A 21,663-nucleotide genomic window follows, 5' to 3' on the forward strand; every position below is an offset into this window, starting at 1 on the left:
CCGACCCTGCCCTGGGAGGCACGTCACGATGACGACCGGTACCGAACAAGCCCGGATCGCCCTCGACCCCTTCGTCACCGACCTCGAAGGCGAGAGCGCGCGGCTGCGCGCCGCCGGTCCGCTCGCGGCCGTGGAACTGCCCGGCGGGGTGCCCGTCTGGGCGGTCACGCACCACGCCGAGGCCAAGGCGCTGCTCACCGACCCGCGCCTGGTCAAGGACATCAATGTGTGGGGCGCCTGGCAGCGCGGGGAGATCGCGCCGGACTGGCCGCTGATCGGCCTCGCCAACCCCGGCCGTTCGATGCTGACCGTGGACGGCGCCGACCACAGAAGGATGCGCACGCTGGTCGCACAGGCGCTCACCCCGCGCCGGGTGGAGCAGATGCGGGAGCGGATCCAGAAGCTCACCCAGGACCTGCTCGACGGGCTCCCGGCGGACGAGGAGAGCGTCGACCTCAAGGCGGCCTTCGCCTACCCGCTGCCGATGTACGTCATCGCCGACCTGATGGGCATCGACGAGGCCGAACTGCCGCGCCTGCAGGTGCTGTTCGAGAAGTTCTTCTCGACCCAGACCCCGCCCGCGGAGGTCATCGCGACCCTCACCGAGCTGGCGGGGATCATGGCGGCGACGGTCGCCGCCAAGCGGGCCGAGCCCGGCGACGACCTCACCAGCGCGCTGATCCTGGCCTCCGAGGACGGTGACCACCTCACCGACGAGGAGATCGTCTCCACCCTCCAGCTGATGGTGGCGGCCGGCCACGAGACGACGATCTCCCTGATCGTCAACGCCGTGGTCAACCTCTCCGCCCACCCCGACCAGCGGGCCAAGGTGCTCTCCGGCGAGGTGGACTGGTCGGCGGTGGTCGAGGAGACCCTGCGCTGGTCCACCCCGACCTCGCACGTCCTGATCCGGTTCGCCACCGAGGACGTGCCGGTCGGCGACAAGGTGCTCCCGGCGGGCGACGCGCTGATCGTGTCGTACGCCGCGATCGGCCGCGACGAGAACGCGCACGGGCCGAGCGCCGGGGAGTTCGACGTCACCCGGGAGTCGAAGAACCGGCACATCTCCTTCGGGCACGGCCCGCACGTCTGCCCGGGTGCGGCGCTCTCCCGCCTGGAAGCGGGCGTCGCGCTGCCCGCGCTCTACGACCGCTTCCCCGGCCTGGACCTGGCGATACCGGCGTCCGAACTGCGCAACAAGCCGGTGGTCACCCAGAACGACCTGTTCGAACTGCCGGTCCGGCTGAACCCCTGAGCGGGTCCGGCGAAGTCCGCTGCGGTTCGGCAGCGCCCCCGAAGGGGCGCTGGGGGTACCCCCGGCCGAAGGCCGGGGGAGGAACTGCGCGAGCAGCCACGACGGCGCCGCAGTCGGCAGACGGCACATCGCGGCACTTCCAGTGGAGCGCTCAGCGGGTGTGCACGGAGTACGACTTGGCTCCCGTGCCGGCCAGTTTGCCGCCGTCGACGATCAGGTACTCGTCGCGGATGGGCCGGCCGGCGAGCCAGTTCTCCAGGATCTCCCGGGTGCCGGCCGCGTAGCGGGCCTGCGCGGAGAGGCTGGAGCCGGAGATGTGCGGGGTCATCCCCTGGTGCGGCATGGTGCGCCAGGGGTGGTCGGCGGGCGCGGGCTGCGGGTACCAGACGTCGCCCGCGTAGCCGGCCAGCTGCCCGCTGCGCAGCGCCCGGTCGACGGCGTCCCGGTCGACGATCAGGGCCCGGGCGGTGTTGATGAGGTAGGCACCGCGCTTCATCGTGCCCAGCAGCTCGTCGCCGAACAGGCCCTCGGTCTCCGGGTGCAGGGGCGCGTTGACGGTGACGACGTCGCAGTGCGGGGCCATGGCGGCCGCGCTCTCGTGGAAGGTCAGGTTCAGCTCGCGCTCGGCGGACTCGGGCAGCCGGGTCCGGTCGGTGTAGTGCAGTTTGACGTCGAAGGGGGCGAGGCGGCGCAGTACCGCGAGCCCGATCCGGCCGGCGGCGACGGTCCCGACGTGCATGCCCTCCAGGTCGTACGACCGGCTCACGCAGTCGGCGATGTTCCAGCCGCCGTCGAGCACCACCTGGTGCGAGGGCAGGTAGTTGCGGACCAGCCCCAGGATCATCATCACCACGTGCTCGGCGACGCTGATGCTGTTGCAGTACGTCACCTCGGCGACCGTCACCCCGTGCGCGATCGCGGCGTCCAGGTCGACGTGGTCGGAGCCGATGCCGGCGGTGACCGCCAGCTTGAGGTTCGGCGCGGCGGCGATGCGCTCGGGGGTGAGGTACGCCGGCCAGAACGGCTGCGAGATGACGACGTCCGCGTCGGCCAGCTCACGGTCGAAGACCGAGCCCGCGCCGTCCTTGTCGGAGGTGACGACGAGGGTGTGGCCGGCCTTCTCCAGGAAGGAGCGCAGGCCGAGTTCGCCCGAGACGCTGCCCAGCAGGTGGCCGGGGGTGAAGTCGATGGCCTCGGGGGTCGGGGTGGTCTGACCGCCGGGGTAGTGGTCGATGACGGGGATGTCGTCGCGGGCGTAGCTCTTCGGGTATCCGTCGGTCGGGTCGTCGTACAGGACGCAGAGCACCTTGGCCATGGTGGCGGCTCCTCAACTCCGTTGCGGATGGGCGCCTTTCACGATCCTCGGGGACAACTGCGCAGGTCAAAGCGAACGTTGCTATGCCGTGATAGCCCGCTTCTATCATCGGCCCCGGCCGTCCAGGACGGCGTGCAGCCGGCTGTCGAGGGCGTCCCTGAGGCCGGCCTCCCGGGCGACCTTCACCAGGGCCTGGGCCAGCACGGACTGGGGTTCGCTGCGGGCGACGACGAGTCCGACCCGGGGACCGTGGGCGGGGCCCTCCAGCGGGACCACGCGCATGCCCTCCGGTACGCCGAACATGTGCAGCCAGGCGTGCGAGATCACGCTGGACCAGCGGCCGCCGGGGAGATGGGCGTAGAGGCCGGCCACACTGTCGGACTCGACGGCCGGGACGGGCGCGGCGCCGTCGGCGGCGAAGCACTCGTCGATGATCCGCCGGTTGCGCATCCGAGGCCCGAGCAGGCACAGCGGGAGGGCGGCGGCCTGCGACCAGGTGGCCGTGGCCGCGTCGCCGAGGGGGCCGCCGACGGGGGTGAGCAGGACGTAGCGCTCCTCGTAGAGCGGGAAGCGGCGGACCTGGCGCAGTTCGTCGTCGTCCAGGTAGGTCATGGCGGCGTCCAGCTCGAACTCGGCGAGGCCGCGCCGGATGTCGGCGGACGACAGGGACTCCATGGCCACCCGGGCGTGCGGATGCCGGTCGCAGAACGGGCCGGTGAGGAGCGAGGCGACGGGGACGGCGGTGGGCACGATCCCGAGGCGCAGGGTGCCGGTGAGGCCGTCCCGCAGCGCCGACAGCTCCTGGCGGAGCGCGTCGCCCTCGGCGAGGATGCGGTGCGCCCACGCCAGCACGACCTCGCCCTCGGGGGTCAGGCCCTCGTAGCGGCGGCCCCGGCGCACGATCGGGACCGCCAGGTCGTGTTCGAGCCGCCGGATCGCGGCGGACAGCGAGGGCTGCGAGACATGGCAGGCGGCGGCCGCCCGGCCGAAGTGCCGCTCCCGGGCGAGCGCGACGAGGTATTCGAGCTGACGCAGCAGCATGCGGCCTCCACGGACGCTCGGCGACGGGCACGGACACGGGCTCCGGGTCCACGTCTACCGGATCGGCGGCGCCCGTTTGACTTCGAGTGCTCTTGAAGTCGTAGCGTCCATGAGGAGAACGAGTCAGCGGGAAAGGCTGGGAGTCACATGCAACAGCGCAATCTGGGAGATCTGTCGGTTTCCGCCATCGGCCTCGGCTGCATGGGCATGTCCGCCTTCTACGGCACCGCCGACCAGGACGAGGGCGTGCGGACCATCCACCGCGCGCTGGAACTCGGCGTCACCTTCCTCGACACCGCGCAGCTCTACGGACCGCTCACCAACGAGTCACTCGTCGGCGAGGCGATCCGGGGGCACCGGGACGAGTACGTGATCGCCACCAAGTTCAACTACCGCATGGACCACGCCGTACCCGGCGACATGAGCAGCATCGGCCCGCAGGACGGCTCGGCCGAGCACGTCCGCAGCTCGGTCCACGGCTCGCTCCAGCGCCTGGGAACCGACTACATCGACCTGTACTACCAGCACCGCGTCGACCCGAACGTGCCGATCGAGGAGACCGTCGGCGCACTGGCCGAGCTGGTCGCCGAGGGCAAGGTGCGGCACATCGGGCTGAGCGAGGCCGGTCCCGAGACGATCCGGCGGGCCCACGCGGTCCACCCGGTCACGGCCGTGCAGAGCGAGTACTCGCTGTGGTCGCGCGACCCCGAGGACGGGGTGCTGCCGACCTGCCGGGAGCTGGGCATCGGGTTCGTCCCGTACTCGCCGCTGGGCCGCGGCTTCCTCGCCGGCCGGTTCTCCTCCCCGGACGACCTGGACGCGGGCGACTGGCGCCGCACCGGGCCGCGCTTCACCGGCGACAACCTGGAGGCGAACCTGCGGCTGGCCGCGAAGGTGCAGGAGATCGCCGCCGAGAAGGACGTGACCCCGGCGCAGCTGGCCCTCGCCTGGGTGCTGGCGCAGGGCGACGGCATCGTCCCGATCCCGGGCACCAAGCGCCGTACCTACCTGGAGCAGAACGCGGGCGCCGTCGGCGTCGAGCTGACCAAGGAGGACCTGGCCCGTATCGAGGCCGAGGTGCCCCGGGCGGCGGGCGAGCGCTACGACGAGGCCGGGATGCGCTCCGTGGACCTCTAGAACACCGTCCGGCGCGCGGTGGCCGGTCCCCCGGCGGTGGCGCACGCTGGTGGCATGGGCAAGCTGCAGAGCTGTGCGGCGGGGCTGCGGCGGTCGTGGCAGTCGTCACACGCGCTGCTGCTGCTCCCGATCGCCCTCATCGTGGTGATCACGGTGGCGGACCTCCGGGCGCCCGAGGACATCCATCTGGGCCCCGCCCTGGTCATCGCCCCCGCGCTCACCCCGTCGTTCGCCGGCCCCCGGCCGACCGCGCTGGTCGGGGCGCTGGCGGTGGCCGCCCAGGTGATGATCGCGGTCTTCCACGGCGGGCTGACCACCGCCAACCACGTCGTGCAGATCGTCACCCTGGCGCTGCTCTCGGTGATCACGGTTGTCTACAGCGCGGTCCGCGAGCGGCGCCGTGCCCAGCTGGCCCAGGTGCGCACGGTCGCCGAGGCCGCGCAGCACGTCCTGATGTGGCCGCTGCCCGAGCACATCGGCCCGCTGCGGATCGCCTCGCTGTACCTGGCCGCCGAGGACGAGGCACAGATCGGCGGTGACCTGTACGCGGCCACCCGCTGCGACGGCGAGGTCCGGGTCCTGATCGGCGACGTGCGGGGCAAGGGGCTGTCCGCGATCGGCGAGGCGGCCCTGCTGCTCGGCGCCTTCCGGGAGTCCGCCCACCGGCACGTCACGCTGCCGGACCTCGCCGCCGCCCTGGAGCAGAGCGTGCAGCGGTACGCGGCGGACCTGGAGCCCCCCGAGGAGGCGGGCGAGCGGTTCGCCACCGCGCTGCTGGTCGAGATCCCCGACGAGGACCCGGTCACCCGGATGACCAGCTCCGGCCATCCGCCGCCGCTGCTGCTGAGCCCGGGGCACGCGGTCACCGTGCCGAGCCTGCACCCGTCGCCGCCGCTCGGCGTGCCCGGGGCGGGCGGCGCCGAGCACACCCTGGACGTGTTCTCCTTCGAGCCCGGTGACACCCTGCTGCTCTACACCGACGGTGTCGTCGAGGCCCGGGACGCGCAGCGCCGCTTCTACCCGCTCGCCGAGCGGGTCGCGCAGTGGACCGACGCCGCTCCGGAGGCGCTGATGCACCACATCCGGCGCGATCTGCTTGCGCATGCGGGCGGCCGCCTCGGCGACGACGCGGCCCTGATCGCCCTGCACCGCACCCCGACCGTGCACCACCGTCAGCACCACGGCATCCTCGGCCACCACTCCGCCCGGGCGTAGCCGGGGGGCGGAACGCGGGCCTCAGAACTCCGTGGTCTGCGACTCCAGGTACGTCTTCAGGAAGGCGAGCTTGGCGTCGCTGTCGGCCACCGCGAGCGTGCCGAAGCCCGCGCCGAGTTCCATGGTCTGCGGGGTGTCGGTGGCGAGGGCGGGCCAGTTGGTCAGGGAGCTGCCGTTCGGGTCGCCGGTGGCGGCGAAGCGGGCGACGTAGGAGGCGGTGGTGTCGGCGATGTCGTAGTCCTTGGAGGTCCAGGGGCGGTCGGTGTTGTAGAGGTAGCCGAGCAGGTAGTAGACGTCGGAGCCCTGGAAGGCGCCGGTCGCGGCGGTGCCGATGACCGGGTTGGTGTCGTCGTACCCGGGCGGGACGCGGGTCCAGAAGTAGGTGTGCACGGCACTGGAGTTGGCGGCCGTGTCCTTGAACTGTGTCGCCCACAGGAAGGCGGAGACGCGTTCCTCGTCCCGGGCGTAGGCGCTGTACTGCCGGGCGGCCGCCGTGTCGCTGTCCGCCGGGTACAGGTCCAGGAAGGTGTCCGCGAGCCCCAGCGGGCCGAACTCCGCTTGTGCGTAGGCCTCGAACGCGTCGAGCGTCAGCTTCAGGTCGGGCGAGGCGCCGTTCGCGTCCTTGCAGACACCGGTGAGGACGGGCACGTCGGTCTCGGCGCAGGCCTTCAGTACGGCGGTGTAGCTGTCGGGCAGGACGTATCCGTCGAGGACGTGGCCGAAGTCGGCGGTGGTGTCGGCGGCGGCCCGGGTGACGATGTCGTCGGCGTCCAGCGCGCGCAGGTCCGCGAGATCGGCGGCGCCCGACCGGGCGGCGAAGTCGGTGCCGTTGGCCTCGGCGTCGGCGAGGCTCCGGTAGCGGCCGGTCCCCTGGGCGAGCGCCGGGTCCTTCGTGTACTGGACACCCGAGGAGAGCAGCGCGCGGTGGTAGAGGCCCTTGGCGCGCCGGGACGCGAGCAGGATGTTCACGATGGACGCGCCCTGGGCCCAGCCCGCCAGGGTGACCCGGTCCGGGTCGCCGCCGAACGCGCCGATGTTCCGCTGGACCCACTCCAGCGCCGCGACGACGTCCAGGATCCCCCAGTTGCCTGAGCTGCCGTACCCGGACTCCGCGGTCAGCTCGGGGTGGGCGAGACCGCCGAGCGGGCCGACCCGGTGGTCCAGGGTCACGACGACCACGCCCTTGGACGCGAGCAGGGAGCCGTTGTAGATCTCCTGGCCGGACCACAGGGCCTGCGCGCCGCCGTACAGCCAGACGAGGACGGGGCGGCTGCCCCCCGAACCGGTCGCCGACGTCCAGATGTTGAGGTTCAGACAGTCCTCACCCAGTTCGGGCACCTGGTCGGCGGGAATGCCCGTGACCGGCTGCGGGCAGGCGGGGCCCCAGGAGTCGGCGGCCCGGACCCCGTCCCAGGAGGGGGCCGGCTGCGGCGGGCGCCAGCGGTTGGCGCCGGCGGTGGTGGCGGCGTACGGGATGCCCTTGTAGACGGTGACGCCGCGCAGGCTGCCCTGGACTCCGGTGACTTGGCCGGACTCCGTGGATATCACTGTGGCGGCCGCGGTCTTCGCCTCGGCCGGCGTGGCCAGCGTGCCGAGCAGTCCGGCCGCGGCGGCGGCGCCGAGGAAGCCGCGCCGGTTCAGCCGGGCGGAGGGCATGTCTGTGTCGCTCACGGGGTTCCCTTTCGGGCGGTGGGGGGGGACGAACCGACGAGTAGCCTGACCTCGGGCGGACCGTACGGCAACCGCATCCGGGCGACTCACAGCAGGTCAACAGCCTCTGACAGCGGAGGAGTTGGGGCTGCTGTTCAATTGTCTTTGGGTCAAAGTTAAGTCGTAAGGGTGGTCATCGGCGCGAGCTGACTGCCAGACTCCGCATCGCCTTTCACCGACAGGGAGCCCACATGCCCGACCTGCAGTCCCCCACCCGCAGACGGCCGCTGCGCAAGGCCCTCGCCGCCGCACTCGGCGCGCTCGCGCTGGTCGTTGCCGTGCCCGCCACCGCGCACGCCAACGTCCTGACGCTGCTGCCGCAGAACGCCGACGGCCTGGAGCAGACGTTCTCCCCGGCCTACGACTACGACGGCGACGGCTGCTACGCCACGGCGGCCATCGGCGCCGACGGCACCATCAACCCCGGCCTCGCGCTCGGCGGTGACGTCAACGGCCACTGCCACGACTACGCGCAGCTCGCCAACGCCAACACCTACTCGCGCGAGAAGTGCAACAACGGCTGGTGCGCGGTGATGTACGCCAGCTACTTCGAGAAGGACCAGGCGACGCTCGGGCCGCTGGCCATCGGGCACCGGCACGACTGGGAACACGTCATCGTGTGGATCCAGAACAACCAGGTGCAGTACGTCTCGGTGTCCCAGCACAGCAGCTACCAGGTGGCGGCCGCCTCGGCGATCCGGTTCGACGGCACCCATCCGAAGATCGTTTACCACAAGGACGGCGTGTCCACCCACGACTTCCGCTTCGCCAACTCCAACGACGACCCGCCGGAGAACGTGACCGGCGGCTGGTTCTATCCGCGTCTGGTGGGCTGGGACGGCTACCCGGCGGGCTACCGCGACAAGCTGATGAACGCGGACTTCGGCGACGCCACCATCAAGATCAAGGACGGCTCGTTCAACGCCAACCTGTCGTACTCCATGCCGTCCGGGATCTCGTTCGACCCGAACGCCTGAGTCGGGCGGGCCCTCGACGAGCCGGGCCGGGGCGGCGAGGGCCGCCCCCGTGCCCGGTTCGTCGTCCTCGGGGCGGATGCCTTCGGCGAGGTCCTGGTGCGGGACCTCGGCCTCCGTGGCGCCGTCCGCCCCGGTACGGGTGGCCGTCACCGGTACCCGCAAAGCGACCGTGCCGGGGCCGGGAAGGTGAGCCCGGCCCCGGCACGGAGCCCATGTCACGGCTTGCGGGCGACCGCTCCGTACATCGCGATGTCCTCGTCGCGGATGCCCTGTTCGCCGGTGCCGTCCGGGAGCCACTTGTGCACCTGGACGATGCCCGGCTCCACCAGCTCAAGGCCCTCGAAGAACTTGTGGGCCTCGTCGATGGTGCGCAGCCGCATCGGCATGTTGCGGGCCGCGTACTCGCGGGCGACCCGGCCCACCTCGTCGGGCGCGAACTCGGCGGTGCCGATGGACATCGCCAGGTAGCTGCCCGACGGCAGCGGTTCGAGCAGCCGACGCACCACACCGACGGCGTCGTCCGCGTCGAGCATGAAGTGCACGATGGCGATCACCGTGAGCGCCACCGGCTTGTCCAGGTCCAGGGTCTCGCGCAGTTCGGGGGCTTCGAAGAGGTCCGCCAGGTCACGGAAGTCCGCCTCGATGTACGCCGTCCGGCCCTCGGGCGTGCTGGAGAGCAGGCCCTGGGACAGGGTGAGGACGATGGGGTCGTTGTCCACGTAGACGACCCGGGAGTCCGGGGACACCGCCTGGGCTATCTCGTGGAGGTTCGGGGAGGTGGGGATGCCGGTCCCGACGTCCAGGAACTGGCGCATCCCCGCCTCCTCGGCGAGCCAGCGCACGGCGCGGTTCATCCAGTCGCGGTTGGCGCGCATGTGGATCGGGAGCGCGGGCCACTCCCGGGACATCGCGTCACCCGCCTCCTGGTCGGCGGGGTAGTAGTCCTTGCCGCCCAGGATGTAGTCGTAGATCCGCGCGGAGTGCGCGTTCTCGGTGTCGATGCGGTCGGCCGGCCATCCGTTGTCGGGCAACGCCGTGTCTCCCATTCAGGTGAGGGAAGCGGGGGTGTTCGAGGGGGCTGCGCTGTGGTGCTTCGGGTGTGGGGGGTTGGTTGAACGATCAGCTATAGCAAGGAAGTTCCGGGAACAGGGGTCACATCAGGAAGTCGGCGTCACCCGCCTTCACGCCGGACAGGAAACTCGTCATCTCACGGGGCGTGAAGACCAGCGCCGGACCGTCGGGGTCGGTCGACTGGCGTACCGCGACCCGGCCGTCGGCGAGCTTCTTCACTTCCACGCAGGCGCCGCCGGCGTCGTCGCTCCACGGCTTGGACCAGCCGCGCGCGCCGAGTTGCCGGGACGGAATGCCGTTGTGTATGAGGTGGTGCACTTAGAGCTCCTTGCGAATCGCACCGAGGAGAGCCTCGGTCTTTCTGGCGGGCGCTGCCTGCGCGCCCAACCGGTCCAGGGCCTCGCGATAGACCACGACGTCGTCGCTCTTGTCCAGGTAGACGGCGCCCACCAGGCCGTTGAGATAGACGATGTCGGGCAGTTCGGGGGCCCGGAACCGGAAGAGGTGGTACGCACCCGCGCGCATGGCGGGGTGCGGGCCGTTGGCGAACGGCATGATCTGCAAGGTGACGTTGGGGAGCCGGTTGATCTCGATCAGATGGTCGATCTGGGCGCGCATCACCCCGGCACCGCCGACCGGCCAGCGCAGCACGGTCTCGTCCATCACGACCCACAGCCGCGGCGGTGCCTGCCGGGTGATCAGCTCCTGGCGGCGCATGCGCAGGGCCACCATGCGCTCGGTCGCCTCGCCCGGCGCGTGCGGGTTGCCGGCGCCGAGCAGGGCACCGGCGTACTCGCGGGTCTGCAACAGGCCGTGCACGAACTGGTTCTCATAGGCACGGATCTGCAACGCCGCCTGCTCCAGGCTGAGATACGCGGCGAACCAGTCCGGCATCACATCGCGGTAGGTGTGCCACCAGCCGCGCTTGTTCGCCTCGCGCACCGACTGCAGGAAGGTGTCGACCTCCTGGCGGTCCGTCACACCGTAGACCTGCAGAAGCTTCTCGGCGTCGGCCAGCCGGAGCCGGGCCACCTTGGCGGCCTCCATCCGGCGGATCGTGGAGTGGCTCACCCCGATCGCGGCGGCCGCCTGCTCATAGGTCAGCCCGGCCCGGGTCCGCATCTCCTCCAGCTGCCGGCCGAGGATCATGCGCAGCACGGAAGGGGCTCCGCCCCAGTCGGTCTCCGAGGTCACGCCCTACCCCCTCACACCAGGTTCCAGGGTCACCGTCTCACGTGCTTGTGATCGTTCACGGACTCGTTCGATCACTTCCTGTCGGGAGCAGCATGCACTTCGCTTCTTGCAATTTTCAACTTGCTGGTTGCGAGGCGATGTTGGCAGATGCCAGAGTGGACTCACTGCTCCGGCCGACCAAGGAGCAGGCGAAGCAGTCCAGTTGGGGGAGACTGAGCTGCGGCCCGGCGCCGCCCAGGCACGGGTCGTCGTCTGCCTCCGAGCGGCCCGGGGCGGACGCGACCGCTCAGCCCCCACGCTGCGAAGCCGGACGAAAGGCGCACGGCGATGGCCCCGCCCTCTCTCCCCCAGCCACTCGACCGACTGCCCGAGGACCACATACCCGGCCTGCCGCGGCCGGCCCTGGCGGCCGCGGCCGAGGGCCCGTACCGCCCGTCGGACGCGACGGGCATCCCCAGACCACCCGGAGGCGAACGCCTCGGTCGACTCCCTGGGCCGCAAGGCCTCGACCGGTTCGCCTCCGGGGACCGGCCCGCCGCGCTCAACCGGGTCTTCGACCTGGCGCCGACGCCGCGCGCGGTGGGCAACGCCCGCCGGAGCGTGGGCGAACTGCTCGGTTCGTGGGGCGTGGGCGAGGAGGCCCGCGACAACGCGGTCCTGGTGACCTCGGAACTGGTCACCAACGCGATCGTGCACTCGGCCGGCCGGCGGATCGTCTGCCGGGTGCACGCCGACGCCGACCGGATCCGGATCGAGGTCGAGGACCAGAACGGGAGCATCACGCTCCCGGCACCCCGGCGGGCCAGACCCGACGAGCAGAACGGGCGCGGCCTGTTCCTCGTCGACGCGCTCAGTCTCGACTGGGGTGTCACGGCCGCGCCGGAGGGACGGACCGCCTCCCGCGTCGTCTGGGCCGAGTTGTCGACGGCACCGGACGCACCGCTCACCACCCCCCACGCCTCAGGAGGCCCCCCGACCCATGGACCGTCCCCCCACTCCTGACCCCGCCGCAGACCCGTCCTGGACCCGCACCCGCCCCAAGCCGGGTCCGGAACAACCCCACACCGCTCCGGCCGGCTGAGCCGGCACCGCCACGATGCGGCCGGGACGCGACCGTCCCGGCCGCGCCGCGTGTTCGCCACACCGCGGTGTTCGCCGCGCCGCGTGTTCGGGGGCCGTCGCTCACTCCGCCGCGTGCGCCAGCAACGCGGCCGCGGCCGCCCGCAGTTGTATCGCCGCGGTCACACAGGCCGTCGCCTGCCGCTCCAGGGAGGCGCCGCTCCACTCCGGCGTCTCCGCGCAGTTGCCCAGCGTCTCGGCGGCGCCGCGCAGCCGTTGGGCGTAGCCGTCCATCCGGTCCGCGTCGACTCTCAGGTCGTCCACGTACGCAAGGAGTTCCGGGGCGGCGGTGGCGGGACGGGATGGGGTCGCCATGGGGCTCACCTGTACTCGGAGGGATGCCTAGCGCGGCAGCACCGCGCCGGCGCTTCTGCGGGCCACGAACCGGGGGCTGGACAGCACGAACCCGGGCCGAACGGCGTCGAGTTCGAGGATCTGGAGGTACCGGACGAGCGGCCCGTGGGCGCCGTCGAGCCGCAGCCGCAGCCGGGGGCGGGCATGGATGCGCGGCCTGCCGTGCGTGCGGACCAGGGTGCGTACGGTGCTCCCGCCCCGGCGCCCGTAGAGCACCCAGTCCGGCTCGGGACAGCGGGCGCCGGGGCCCGGACGGCCCTCGACCGAGACACCCAACTCGGGTGCGTGTACGCGCAGTTCCCGCCCCTGCAGATCGACGTCGGCGGTGCCGCGTACGGCCGGCTGGGCCCAGACCTCCTCGGCCACCGCCCGCGCCTCCTCCGTGCCGACGGCGAGCGCGACCACGTACCGTCCGGTGCGGCGCAGGTCGGCGCGGCGCAGCAGGTCCGCGGCGAGGTCGTACGCGTGCGGCCGCCACAGGTCGTCGACCAGCACCGACAGGCCCAGCTCGGTGTAGGGGCCGATGGTGGTGCAGCGGTGCTCGTAGAGGGAGAGCACGGCGAGGGCGCGGCGGCCGAGCCGGGTGGGGACCAGCCAGGCGACGTCGGGCAGCAGGCTGCAGGCCACGTCCGTGTCGACCGGGAAGCACAGGTGCGCGGCCGAGGAGTCGTAGTAGCGCACCGGCACGTCGACCGGGCCCGCCGAGGTGACGAGGCTCGTGGTGGGGACCGCCAGGAAGGGATAGCCCTCGGGCGGGCGGGCGCGGTCCCTGAGCCGGTAGACGCGGGAGCGTTCCACCGGGCCCCGGTAGGGGGTGAGGGCACGGTCGACGTCGGCTTGGGCCTGCGGGATCACCGTCTCCAGGTGGTCGATGTAGACGCCGAGCAGGTGGCAGTGCGGGAACTCGCGGGTGGGGCCGGTGTAGTCGACCCGGTACCGGTTGGAGTGCGGGACGCCGGGGCCGTCCAGGACCGGGACGATGTCGTACCGGTTGGTGATGCCGGCGACCCAGGTGCGCGGGTCGGCGGGTGTGCGGTCGTCGGCCCGCGCGCCGACGGCGACCACGTGGGTGACCCGGTAGGCGCGGCAGAACTCGTCGTCCTGCGCGAGGTTCAGCAGCGCGATCCCGCCCTCGCCGTGCCCGACCAGCGCCAGGTCGGCGCCGCGCGGGATGCCGTGGGCCCGGATCGCCAGCAGGATCGAGCGGGTGTACGGCGAGTCGGTCAGGAACAGGTTGCGCCAGGCGCCGGTGAAGTCCTGCGGGGAGTCGTCGCGGGGGCGGCCGGGGGCCGTGCCGGGCGCCTGGACGACGTACCGGAGCACGCCGTCGGGGCCCCGTACCTCCTGGACGAGGACGCGGCCGTCGCCGGCGAGCGCGTCGATGTTGCGCAGGAAGCCGAGGAAGGAGCCCTCGGTGGCGATGGACCGGGCCTCCTGGGCGGACGGTTCGACGGCCTGGGCGGCGCCCCCGCCCCTGCCCGGGACGGAGAGATGGGCGGCGTCGAGGCCGCCGACCGGGCCGGCGGTCAGCTCCCGGCCCGCGGCCAGTGCCCAGGCGGTCTCGTCGCTCAGCGGGTCCTCGTCCAGCAGGCCCCGGATGGCGAGGAGTTCGGCCAGGATCGGGGCGAGCGCGGACAGGGAGCGCTGGGCGCCCTGGTCCTTGAAGAGGGCCCGCAGCGCGCGGACGGCCTCCGGGTCGTGGTCGGCGGCGACGGCGTCCGTCAGCCGTCGCATGCCCGGGTCGTGCCCGAACTCGGGGTGGTCGAGGAGTACGGCGGCGATCCTGAGCCGCAGCGAGGTGACCGCCACCAGCGCGGCCAGGCTCTCCCGGCCCAGCGCCTCCCCCGCCGCGCCGAGCAGATGGCCGACGCCGTCCGGCGCGACGATCGCCGAGCCGCCGAGGCCCTGCTTGTTGGTGAGCGTCCGCAGCAGCGCCCAGCGGGCGGCGATGCCGGTGCGCGGGCGACGGCGCGCGGAACTCGTCAGCGCCGGGGAGAACAGGACGGAGCTGGTCCGCGCGGAGACCTCGCGGATGCCCTCGGCGACGGCCACCACGTCACGGGCGCAGTCCCGCAGCATCTCCTTCGCGGGCGGCCCGGAGGCACGGCGATGCGCTGCCATCCGACGCTCCCTGGGATCGACGACATGGCCTGGTCCCATCGTGTGCCCTGGATCCGGCGCCCGCACCTTCGTCCGTCCGGGTGAAGCGGGTGCACGGACACGGCGTGCATGGCGGGCCCGGGTCCGGCGTGCTGTGCGGCGGGCGATCGCGGCGGACCGAGGCGCGGCTCACGCCGGCCGGCGGCGACCGGTCAGGCGTCGGTGGCGAGGCCGGCGGCGACCGTCGCGCCCAGTTCCCAGCACGCCTCGATGTCGGCCTTGCCGGGCTCGCCGGTCACCGTGACCGGTTCGGCCGCCCGGCGCCAGCCGAGGCCGGTGGTGATGGAGTCGAGGGCGCGCAGGGCGCCCGTGACGTCGTTGCCGCCGTGCACATAGGCGCCGAAGGGGCGGCCGCGCGTCTCGTCCAGGCACGGGTAGTAGATCTGGTCGAAGAAGTGCTTCAGGGCACCGGAGAGGTAGCCGAGGTTGGCCGGGGTGCCGAGGAGGTACCCGTCGGCCGCGAGCACGTCGGCGGCGGTGGCGGACAGCGCCGCCCGCCGCACGACTCGCACGCCCTCGATCTCCGGGGTGGTCGCCCCGGAGACCACGGCCTCGAACATGGCCTGGCAGTGCGGTGAGGGGGTGTGATGGACGATCAGCAAGGTGGGCACACCGGCACCCTGCCGTGCGGTGCCCGCCGACGGCAACCGGCGGCGGGCGGCGTTCAGGGCTGTACGGGCATGCTCCAGCAGTTGGAGACGGCCGGTATGCCGGAGAGGCGGGCCGTGAGCCAGGCGACGGCGTCGCCCTGGTCGGTGAGCAGGGGTTCGAAGTGGTTCAGCAGGGCGCGGCCCGCGTCCGGCAGGAGCACCGGCACATAGGTGACGTTCGCTCCCTCGCCGCACCAGTCGACGGCGAGCCGCCGCGCCTGGGCGTGCGGGACGAGGTCGTCGCTGACGCCGGTCGCCAGCCGGACCGGGCTCACCGGCGCGGTCCGGCCGATGCGCTGTTCGTCCAGGAAGGCCTTGAGGGCGGGCTCCTCGGCGACGACCTCGGAGATGGAGCCGCCGTCGTTCGTCCAGGCGGAGCTGTGCTGGGAGCCGTAGGCGAGGAGCGCGTCGGCGACGCACATCGTCGACAGGTCGGCGAGGGCGGCCCGGCCCGCCGCGCCGAGGTGGGCGTCGACGATCGGCTTGAGCGCCGGGTCGGACTGGACGAAGCCGTTGACGGCCCAGCCGAGGGCACCGGCCAGGTCGCTGCCGTCGATCGCCGCGGTGACGGCGGTGAGGTCGGCGGGCGGCGCCCCCGCGTAGGTGCCGGAGAGGGTGATGTCCGGGGCGTAGGCGGGCTGGAGCTCGGCGGCCGCGGCGGTCGCGCCGCCGCCCTGGCTGTAGCCGAACAGGCCCACCCGCGAGGCGGCGGTGACCGAGGCGCCGGGGAGGTTCCGGGCGGCGCGTACGGCGTCCAGGACGGCGTGGGCGCCGTCGAGCCGGTTGACGTAGGTGTGGAGCCGGTCCGTGGCGCCGAGTCCGACGTAGTCGGTGACGACGACCGCGACGCCCTCGGCCAGCAGCCGGTAGATCGACAGGTCCTCGTAACCGACGGACACCGTCTGGCCGTTGAGGATCAGCGGGTACTGCAGGCCCATGGAGGCGGCGCACTGGTCGCCCTGCCCCATGGTGCCGGGGGCCAGCGCGACCAGCGGGCGGGCGCCGGGGCCGAGCCAGGGGAGGGTGGGCTCGATGTAGGCGCCGGTGACGGCGACGGGGTCGCCCGCCGAGTCGGTGGACTTGTACATCAGCCGGGTCGCGCGGCCCGGCAGCGGGCCGGGCAGGCTCGGCAGGCTCAGGGCCAGCGGGAGGGCTTCGGTGCGGACGAGGGCGCCGTCGGCCGTGGGCAGGGTGGCCGGCGGGTCGTAGAAGGCGGGGATGGTGACACCCCTGGAGACCTCCGCCTGGGAGGCCGTGGCCTGCAGGGTCTGGAGGCAGAGGCAGGCCGCAGCGGCGAGGGCGGTGGCCAGCAGGCGAACGCGGACAGGCATGGGGAACCTCCTGGACGTGCTGGACGTGGGAGGTGCGGAGGAAGTCCCCGGAGCGGCCGACGGGGCGGGTGCGTTTTACCCGACGGTAACGAGCAATGCATTACCGGCGGTAGCTGCCGTCAGGTTACGGTTCAGTAATGTGACGCGCAGTCAACAATGCCCCTGCGGACGCACATTCGTGCGAGGGCCGCGCAGTCCTGCCCCTGGGCGGGCTCGGCGGCGCGGAGCACGACGAGGTGCTCCCCACGTTCGAGCCCGCCCAGGACATGCTGCGCGGCGCGTGAGAAGGGTCAGACCGAGTTCCGCCGGGTGCGCCACAGCAGCGCGCCCCCGGAGGCCAGCAGGAGCCCGCCGAAGAGCGCGGGCCACAGGTGGGCGCCGGTCTCGGCGAGACCGCCCTGGACCGCCTGGGGCTCGCTCTGGGGTTCCGTCTGGGAGCCGGTGGCCGGGGTCTCCTGACCCGCCGGGGCGGCGACCGCGGTGTCGGTCGGCGTGGCGGCGGCGCTGCCGGTCGGCGCCTCGGTCTCGGGCCGCTGCGTCGGCTTGCTGATGACACCGCCGCCCGACGACTTCGTGGTCGACGTCTTCTTCGGCGACGCAGTCGCGTAGACCCTCGGCAGCCCGGTGTCACCGGAGGCGGGGGTGGAGGCGTTGTCGGAGGCGGGGGCGGTCTCGGTGGCCGGGGTGTCGGCCGGGGGCTCGGACGACGGCTGCTCGGACGACGGCTGCTCGGTCACCGGCTCGGACGGCTCGGCGCTCTGCGTCTCGGCCGGCGGGGCGACCGGGCTCGCGGTGTCGCTCGGCTCGGACGGCTCCGCGCTCTCGGCCGGCGGCTGCTCGTCGGCCCCCGCACCGCACTTGCGGCCGGAGTTGATGCAGTCGACCATCTTCCGCATCAGGCTGTCGTCGAAGACGTTGATGAAGTCGCCGTGGTCGGTGACCGGCTTGTGCAGCTGCTCGGGGAACGAGTCCACCGCGAACAGCGGGACCGTACGGCCGCCGTCCTGGAGGCTCGGCGCGTCCACGTCGTAGACGATGCGCTGCACCAGCTGCGGAATGGCCTGGAAACCGGCCGGGCAGCTCCCGTCGGGGGCCTCGAAGGCCACGTGGGTGCGGTGGTTGGCGCTGTCGATGTTCCGGCCGTCCCAGCAGCTCTGGAACTTGAACGTGCGCACGACGTCGCTGCCCGAGGGGCAGAGCGGGTACTTGTCCTTGAGCTGCCGGTCCTCGTAACCGGTGCAGCTCCAGGAGGCGTTGGCGTTGGCCGGGCCGTTGACGAACGCCTTGGCGTCGCCGGTGATGATGCGCAGCAGCCGCGGCATCTCGGTGACCTTGGAGGTCGGGTTGCCCTCGAAGGTCAGCGTGACCTGCTTTGCCGTGACGATCTGCCCGGCGTTGCCCTCGGTGCCGCCGCCCGGCTTGTCGGCGTCCCGCTCCTGCCGGCCGTTCTGCAGCCGCAGCACGGGCCAGTAGTACGTGGACTTGTCGCCCTGGTCCGCGCAGCTGGTGTCGGCGTTCGCCAGGTCCTGGTCGCTGGCGAAGGCGTTGTTGGACTGGTTGCCGATGTAGTCGTGGAAGTGGTGGGCGCCGTTGGAGACACCGGGCGCGACGATCACGTTGTCCGAGTTGAACAGGCCGTTCGCGTTGACGCCGCAGCTGGAGGAGAAGGTGCCGGTGGAGCCGTCGGACTGTTCGGCCGGGGTGGTGACATTGGGCTGTACGGAGGTGATGTCCGCGTAGTCGGCGGCGACCGGGCCGTTGCCGCCCTGGCCGCCGATGCCGGTGCCCTGGCTCGGCGCGGCGCTGCCCTGGCCGCTCTGGCTCGGCGTGGCACCGCCCTGGGGGGCCGCCGACTGCCCGTCGCCCTGGTTCGAGGAGCGCAGGGTGCAGGCGGCGAGGTCGTCGAGACCCTGCGGGCGGTCGCCCTCGCGGCCGATGGCGTCGGCGATGCGCTGGATCGACTCGGACCGCTTCTCCTTCAGCGGGTTCATGATCGTCTCGTCGGCGAGGCCGGGGTTCTGCTCGATCGCCGCGGCGGACTCCGTGAGTTGCTGGTAGGCGGCCGCGATCTGCTGGTCCAGCTGCGCGAGTTCACCGTCGACGGCTTCCCGGGCCGCGTCGGGCACGTCCGTCAGCCGGCTGCCGACGTCGGGGCAGTAGACCGTGGGCGCGGACAGCACCTGAGCGGTGGCGGCCTGGGCCTGCTGGTCCCCGCCCTCGGTGGCCGAGGCATACACGTTCACCGCGACCAGTCCTCCACCGCCGAGCATCAGGGCGACCGCTGCGAAGGTCGCGCGCTGTGCGCCGGTCGGGCGTCTGCGCCTGTTGCGTCTCAAGGTCGTTCCCCTGCGTTTCGTGGTCGGCCGGGCATGGAAATCCCCCGCCCTATACGGCCCCCGGTGCCACCGTGTTCAACAGACCCACGAATTCACGGTGACCTCACAGAAAGCGGGAGTTCCGGAGCGGGCCGACGCGACCGACGGCAACACCCCGGTGACCCTGCGAAAGCAATGGATGCGCGCGAAATGCCGTCCCGTACGGTCGAGTTCCGAACGCTAAGACGAACATCACAAATACGTATCGGACATTACGCACTTCAACCTTCACACGAGTGACACAAGTTGGCTAAGTTGACGGGCAAGCCGCTCGGCTCCCCCCGGCGAATCCCGTCGGGCCGCGCGGCCTCCGCCGAGTCCGGTGCCTCCCAGGGGCGAATCCGGAGCCGGGGACCCAACCGACCACTGGGGTGAATCGGCCGACCGTCCGCGAGGACAGGGGCCGTAGGGCATGCCTTCCGGACTTCACCGCCCGAACCCGACAGCTAACTCGGTAGGCGGAGTACGGAAGGAGCACCACCCCTCAATGGCGCCCGAGAGCCGTGACGAGGTTCGGCAGCGGATCAACAGCCTGTACGACCAGGCCGAGAACGCCACCGGGAACTACAACGCCACGCGCGCGATGAGCGGAGGTTCGCGCTCACGCGGTGTCCCGCTGTTCAAGCGGCCCCGTCGCGACGACCCGGGCCTCGACAACATCGCCCGGGAGTGGTTCGAGGGCGCCCGCTCGAAGCTGGGGCCGAGCGTCCCGGCCGCACTCCCCTCCGACCGGCGGCCCGCCCGGCCCGGTCCGCGGCGGCCCGTCAGCGCCATGGCCGCCGACCTGCTCGGCCAGCTGGAGGACTCCGGCCCGGCCCGGCTGGAGCTGACCGCGGGGCCGTCCGCGCAGACCGCCATCGAGGTCGTCCGCGAGCTGCCGCAGCAGCGCCCGATGCTGGAGCAGCGCGCGGTGGCCGCGCTCGAACCGGCCCCGGCCCCGGCGGCCCAGCCCGTGCCGACCGCACAGACCCCGTGGCCCACGCCCGAGGCCCAGGCCGCGGTGCAGCAGTGGGCGGCTCCCGCCGTCGGCATACCGAACCAGCGGACCGACAGCGGCTCCTTCCGGACCGACGCCCTCGCCGCCACCCGCGCGATCCCCGCGGTGGCCGAGACAGGCGGCATCCCGATCGTGTCCGCGACCGACACCGGTACGTTCCGCATCATGACCCCGGGCGGCACCGGCGCCAGCCGTGCCACGCCCCCGGCGGACACGACCGGCTTCCGCATCATGACCCCGGGCGGCTCGGGCACCGGGGCGTTCCCGGGCGTGCCTCCCATGGACATGGCCACCGCCCAGGCCGCGGCTCCGGCTCCGGCGGACACGACCGGCTTCCGCATCATGACCCCGGGCGGCTCGGACACCGGGGCGTTCCCGGGTGTGCCTCCCATGGACATGGCCACCGCCACCGCACAGGCCGCGGCTCCGGCTCCGGCTCCGGCTCCGGGGGACAGCGGTTCCTTCCGCATCATGACGCCGGGCGCCACGGGCTCGTTCCCGATGCCGAACTCGGCCGAGGCGGGAGCCTTCCCGACCGCGGACCCCATGAGCACCAGCGTGTTCCCGAGCGCGGTTCCCACGAACGCCGGCGCCTTCCCCACCGCCGTCCCCACCGACTCCGGCGCCTTCCCGACCGCGGCGCCCGCCGCCGCTCCCGCCCCGGCCCCGATGGACATGGGCGGCTTCCGGGTCATGTCGCCGAACGCGGCCGCCGGCTACAGCGAGGTGCCCCAGGCCGCCGCCGACACCGCCTACGCCTACTCCTACGCCAACGACGCGTACGCCACGGCAGCCCCCGCCGCCCCCGCGCCCATGGCCGCCATGCCGCAGGCCGCCCCCTACGCCACGGCGCCCGCCGCCGACATGGTCGGCGCCTACGCCGGAGCCATGCAGCCCGGCGCCGACATGACCGGTGCCTACGCCGCAGCCATGCAGCCCGGCGCCGACATGACCGGTGCCTACGCCGCAGCCATGCAGCCCGGCGACGCCGCATACGCCTACGCCACCGCCGCCGCGATGCCCACAGCGATGGCAACTCCCCCTGCCGCGATGGCGGCACCGATGCCCATGCCCATGGCGGCACCCATGGCAGCGCAGATACCGGCACCCATGGCGGCACCGATGCAGGCACCCCCCACGCCCGCGATGGCCGCGGTGCCGATGGCCATGGCCGCGCCGCCCGAAGCGATGATGATGGCCGCGCCCACCATGGCGATGCCCACCGCCGCCCCGGTCATGACGGCTCCGCTCCCCACCACCCCCCTGCCGACCGCACCCCCGCAGGTCGCCGCCCCGGTCCCCACCGCCCCCGCACCCGCTGCCTTCGCCGACCCCGGTGTCTACGTCCAGCCGGGCGTCGCGGCCGAGCCGGGCAAGGCCATGAAGGCGCTGGCGTTCGCGCGGGAGCAGATCGGCCGGCCGTGCGTCTGGGGGGCGACCGGGCCGGGGGCCTACGACTGCTCCAGCCTGACCCAGGCCGCCTGGCGCGCCGCCGGTGTCACGCTGCCGCGTAGCGCGCCGGAGCAGACCCTTTCCGGCACTCCGCTGACGCTGGCCGCCATCGAGCCGGGTGACCTGGTCTTCTTCTTCGACGACGACAGCCACGTCGGGATCTACGCGGGCGGCGGCACGATGGTGCACGCGCCGAGCCCCGGGGCGCTCATCCGCGAGGAGTCGATCTACAACGCCGGGGAGTCGGCGATCCACCGGGTGATTCGCCCGGCCTGATCCGCCCTGCCTGATCCGGCCTGACCCGGCCTCC

The 21,663-nt window shown here is 72.7% G+C and carries 17 protein-coding genes and 1 riboswitch; of the genes, 6 read left to right on the top strand and 11 right to left on the bottom strand.

What is annotated here, in order from left to right; all coding sequences use genetic code 11:
• Nucleotides 1-28: 28 nt before the first annotated feature.
• The gene (locus KVT45_RS03445; RefSeq protein ID WP_217544964.1) at nucleotides 29-1,255 is read left to right on the top strand and encodes a cytochrome P450; all 1,227 of its coding nucleotides are present in this window, start codon (nucleotides 29-31) and stop codon (nucleotides 1,253-1,255) included.
• A 151-nt stretch (nucleotides 1,256-1,406) separates the two neighbouring features.
• On the opposite strand, the gene KVT45_RS03450 is transcribed toward KVT45_RS03445, so the two are convergent.
• Both KVT45_RS03450 and KVT45_RS03455 read right to left on the bottom strand, forming a co-directional pair.
• Nucleotides 1,407-2,570, bottom strand: coding sequence for an NAD-dependent formate dehydrogenase (locus KVT45_RS03450; RefSeq protein WP_217544965.1), 1,164 nt, complete (start codon nucleotides 2,568-2,570; stop codon nucleotides 1,407-1,409).
• A gap of 105 nt (nucleotides 2,571-2,675) precedes the next feature.
• Nucleotides 2,676-3,611, bottom strand: a complete 936-nt coding sequence (locus tag KVT45_RS03455) for a LysR family transcriptional regulator (RefSeq protein WP_217544966.1) — start codon at nucleotides 3,609-3,611, stop codon at nucleotides 2,676-2,678.
• A gap of 147 nt (nucleotides 3,612-3,758) precedes the next feature.
• Between KVT45_RS03455 and KVT45_RS03460 the strand changes: the two genes are divergently transcribed.
• Both KVT45_RS03460 and KVT45_RS03465 read left to right on the top strand, forming a co-directional pair.
• Entirely contained in the window at nucleotides 3,759-4,748 is a 990-nt protein-coding gene (locus KVT45_RS03460) for an aldo/keto reductase (RefSeq protein WP_217544967.1), read from the top strand.
• A 54-nt stretch (nucleotides 4,749-4,802) separates the two neighbouring features.
• The gene (locus KVT45_RS03465) at nucleotides 4,803-5,963 is read left to right on the top strand and encodes a PP2C family protein-serine/threonine phosphatase (protein WP_217544968.1); all 1,161 of its coding nucleotides are present in this window, start codon (nucleotides 4,803-4,805) and stop codon (nucleotides 5,961-5,963) included.
• A 21-nt stretch (nucleotides 5,964-5,984) separates the two neighbouring features.
• On the opposite strand, the gene KVT45_RS03470 is transcribed toward KVT45_RS03465, so the two are convergent.
• On the bottom strand, nucleotides 5,985-7,634 hold the full coding sequence (locus KVT45_RS03470) for a carboxylesterase family protein (RefSeq protein WP_308310633.1): 1,650 nt from the start codon (nucleotides 7,632-7,634) through the stop codon (nucleotides 5,985-5,987).
• A gap of 230 nt (nucleotides 7,635-7,864) precedes the next feature.
• Here KVT45_RS03470 and KVT45_RS03475 point away from each other — a divergent pair, with 230 nt between their 5' ends.
• Entirely contained in the window at nucleotides 7,865-8,650 is a 786-nt protein-coding gene (locus tag KVT45_RS03475) for an NPP1 family protein (RefSeq protein WP_217544969.1), read from the top strand.
• Nucleotides 8,651-8,865: 215 nt separating this feature from the next.
• Here KVT45_RS03475 and KVT45_RS03480 read toward each other — a convergent pair whose 3' ends face one another.
• The 3 genes from KVT45_RS03480 to KVT45_RS03490 form a co-directional block, all read right to left on the bottom strand.
• A complete protein-coding gene (locus KVT45_RS03480; protein WP_217544970.1) occupies nucleotides 8,866-9,681 on the bottom strand; it encodes an SAM-dependent methyltransferase in 816 nt (271 codons plus the stop codon).
• A 121-nt stretch (nucleotides 9,682-9,802) separates the two neighbouring features.
• The gene (locus KVT45_RS03485) at nucleotides 9,803-10,039 is read right to left on the bottom strand and encodes a DUF397 domain-containing protein (protein WP_217544971.1); all 237 of its coding nucleotides are present in this window, start codon (nucleotides 10,037-10,039) and stop codon (nucleotides 9,803-9,805) included.
• Complete coding sequence (locus KVT45_RS03490) at nucleotides 10,040-10,915, bottom strand: helix-turn-helix transcriptional regulator (RefSeq protein ID WP_217544972.1); 876 nt, start codon at nucleotides 10,913-10,915, stop codon at nucleotides 10,040-10,042.
• 327 nt (nucleotides 10,916-11,242) lie between these two features.
• Between KVT45_RS03490 and KVT45_RS03495 the strand changes: the two genes are divergently transcribed.
• Nucleotides 11,243-11,917, top strand: coding sequence for an ATP-binding protein (locus KVT45_RS03495; protein WP_217544973.1), 675 nt, complete (start codon nucleotides 11,243-11,245; stop codon nucleotides 11,915-11,917).
• Between the two features lie 180 nt (nucleotides 11,918-12,097).
• Here KVT45_RS03495 and KVT45_RS03500 read toward each other — a convergent pair whose 3' ends face one another.
• The 5 genes from KVT45_RS03500 to KVT45_RS03520 form a co-directional block, all read right to left on the bottom strand.
• Nucleotides 12,098-12,349: a hypothetical protein gene (locus KVT45_RS03500; protein ID WP_217544974.1), complete on the bottom strand. Its 252-nt coding sequence runs from the start codon at nucleotides 12,347-12,349 to the stop codon at nucleotides 12,098-12,100.
• 27 nt (nucleotides 12,350-12,376) lie between these two features.
• Nucleotides 12,377-14,509, bottom strand: a complete 2,133-nt coding sequence (locus tag KVT45_RS03505) for a hypothetical protein (protein WP_217544975.1) — start codon at nucleotides 14,507-14,509, stop codon at nucleotides 12,377-12,379.
• A 191-nt stretch (nucleotides 14,510-14,700) separates the two neighbouring features.
• Nucleotides 14,701-15,159 (bottom strand): NAD(P)H-dependent oxidoreductase, encoded by a 459-nt coding sequence (locus KVT45_RS03510; RefSeq protein ID WP_217544976.1) that lies wholly within the window; start codon nucleotides 15,157-15,159, stop codon nucleotides 14,701-14,703.
• Nucleotides 15,160-15,212: 53 nt separating this feature from the next.
• Complete coding sequence (locus tag KVT45_RS03515; RefSeq protein WP_217544977.1) at nucleotides 15,213-16,529, bottom strand: lipase family protein; 1,317 nt, start codon at nucleotides 16,527-16,529, stop codon at nucleotides 15,213-15,215.
• 290 nt (nucleotides 16,530-16,819) lie between these two features.
• Nucleotides 16,820-18,799 (bottom strand): DUF1996 domain-containing protein, encoded by a 1,980-nt coding sequence (locus KVT45_RS03520; protein ID WP_217545298.1) that lies wholly within the window; start codon nucleotides 18,797-18,799, stop codon nucleotides 16,820-16,822.
• 428 nt (nucleotides 18,800-19,227) lie between these two features.
• A riboswitch (cyclic di-AMP (ydaO/yuaA leader) is annotated at nucleotides 19,228-19,381 on the top strand.
• Nucleotides 19,382-19,391: 10 nt separating this feature from the next.
• Here KVT45_RS03520 and KVT45_RS58025 point away from each other — a divergent pair.
• Nucleotides 19,392-21,629, top strand: coding sequence for a C40 family peptidase (locus KVT45_RS58025; protein WP_308310634.1), 2,238 nt, complete (start codon nucleotides 19,392-19,394; stop codon nucleotides 21,627-21,629).
• Nucleotides 21,630-21,663: the final 34 nt, after the last annotated feature.

Source organism: Streptomyces sp. GbtcB6 (assembly GCF_019091475.1).
Taxonomy (GTDB): Bacteria; Actinomycetota; Actinomycetes; order Streptomycetales; family Streptomycetaceae; genus Streptomyces; species Streptomyces hyaluromycini.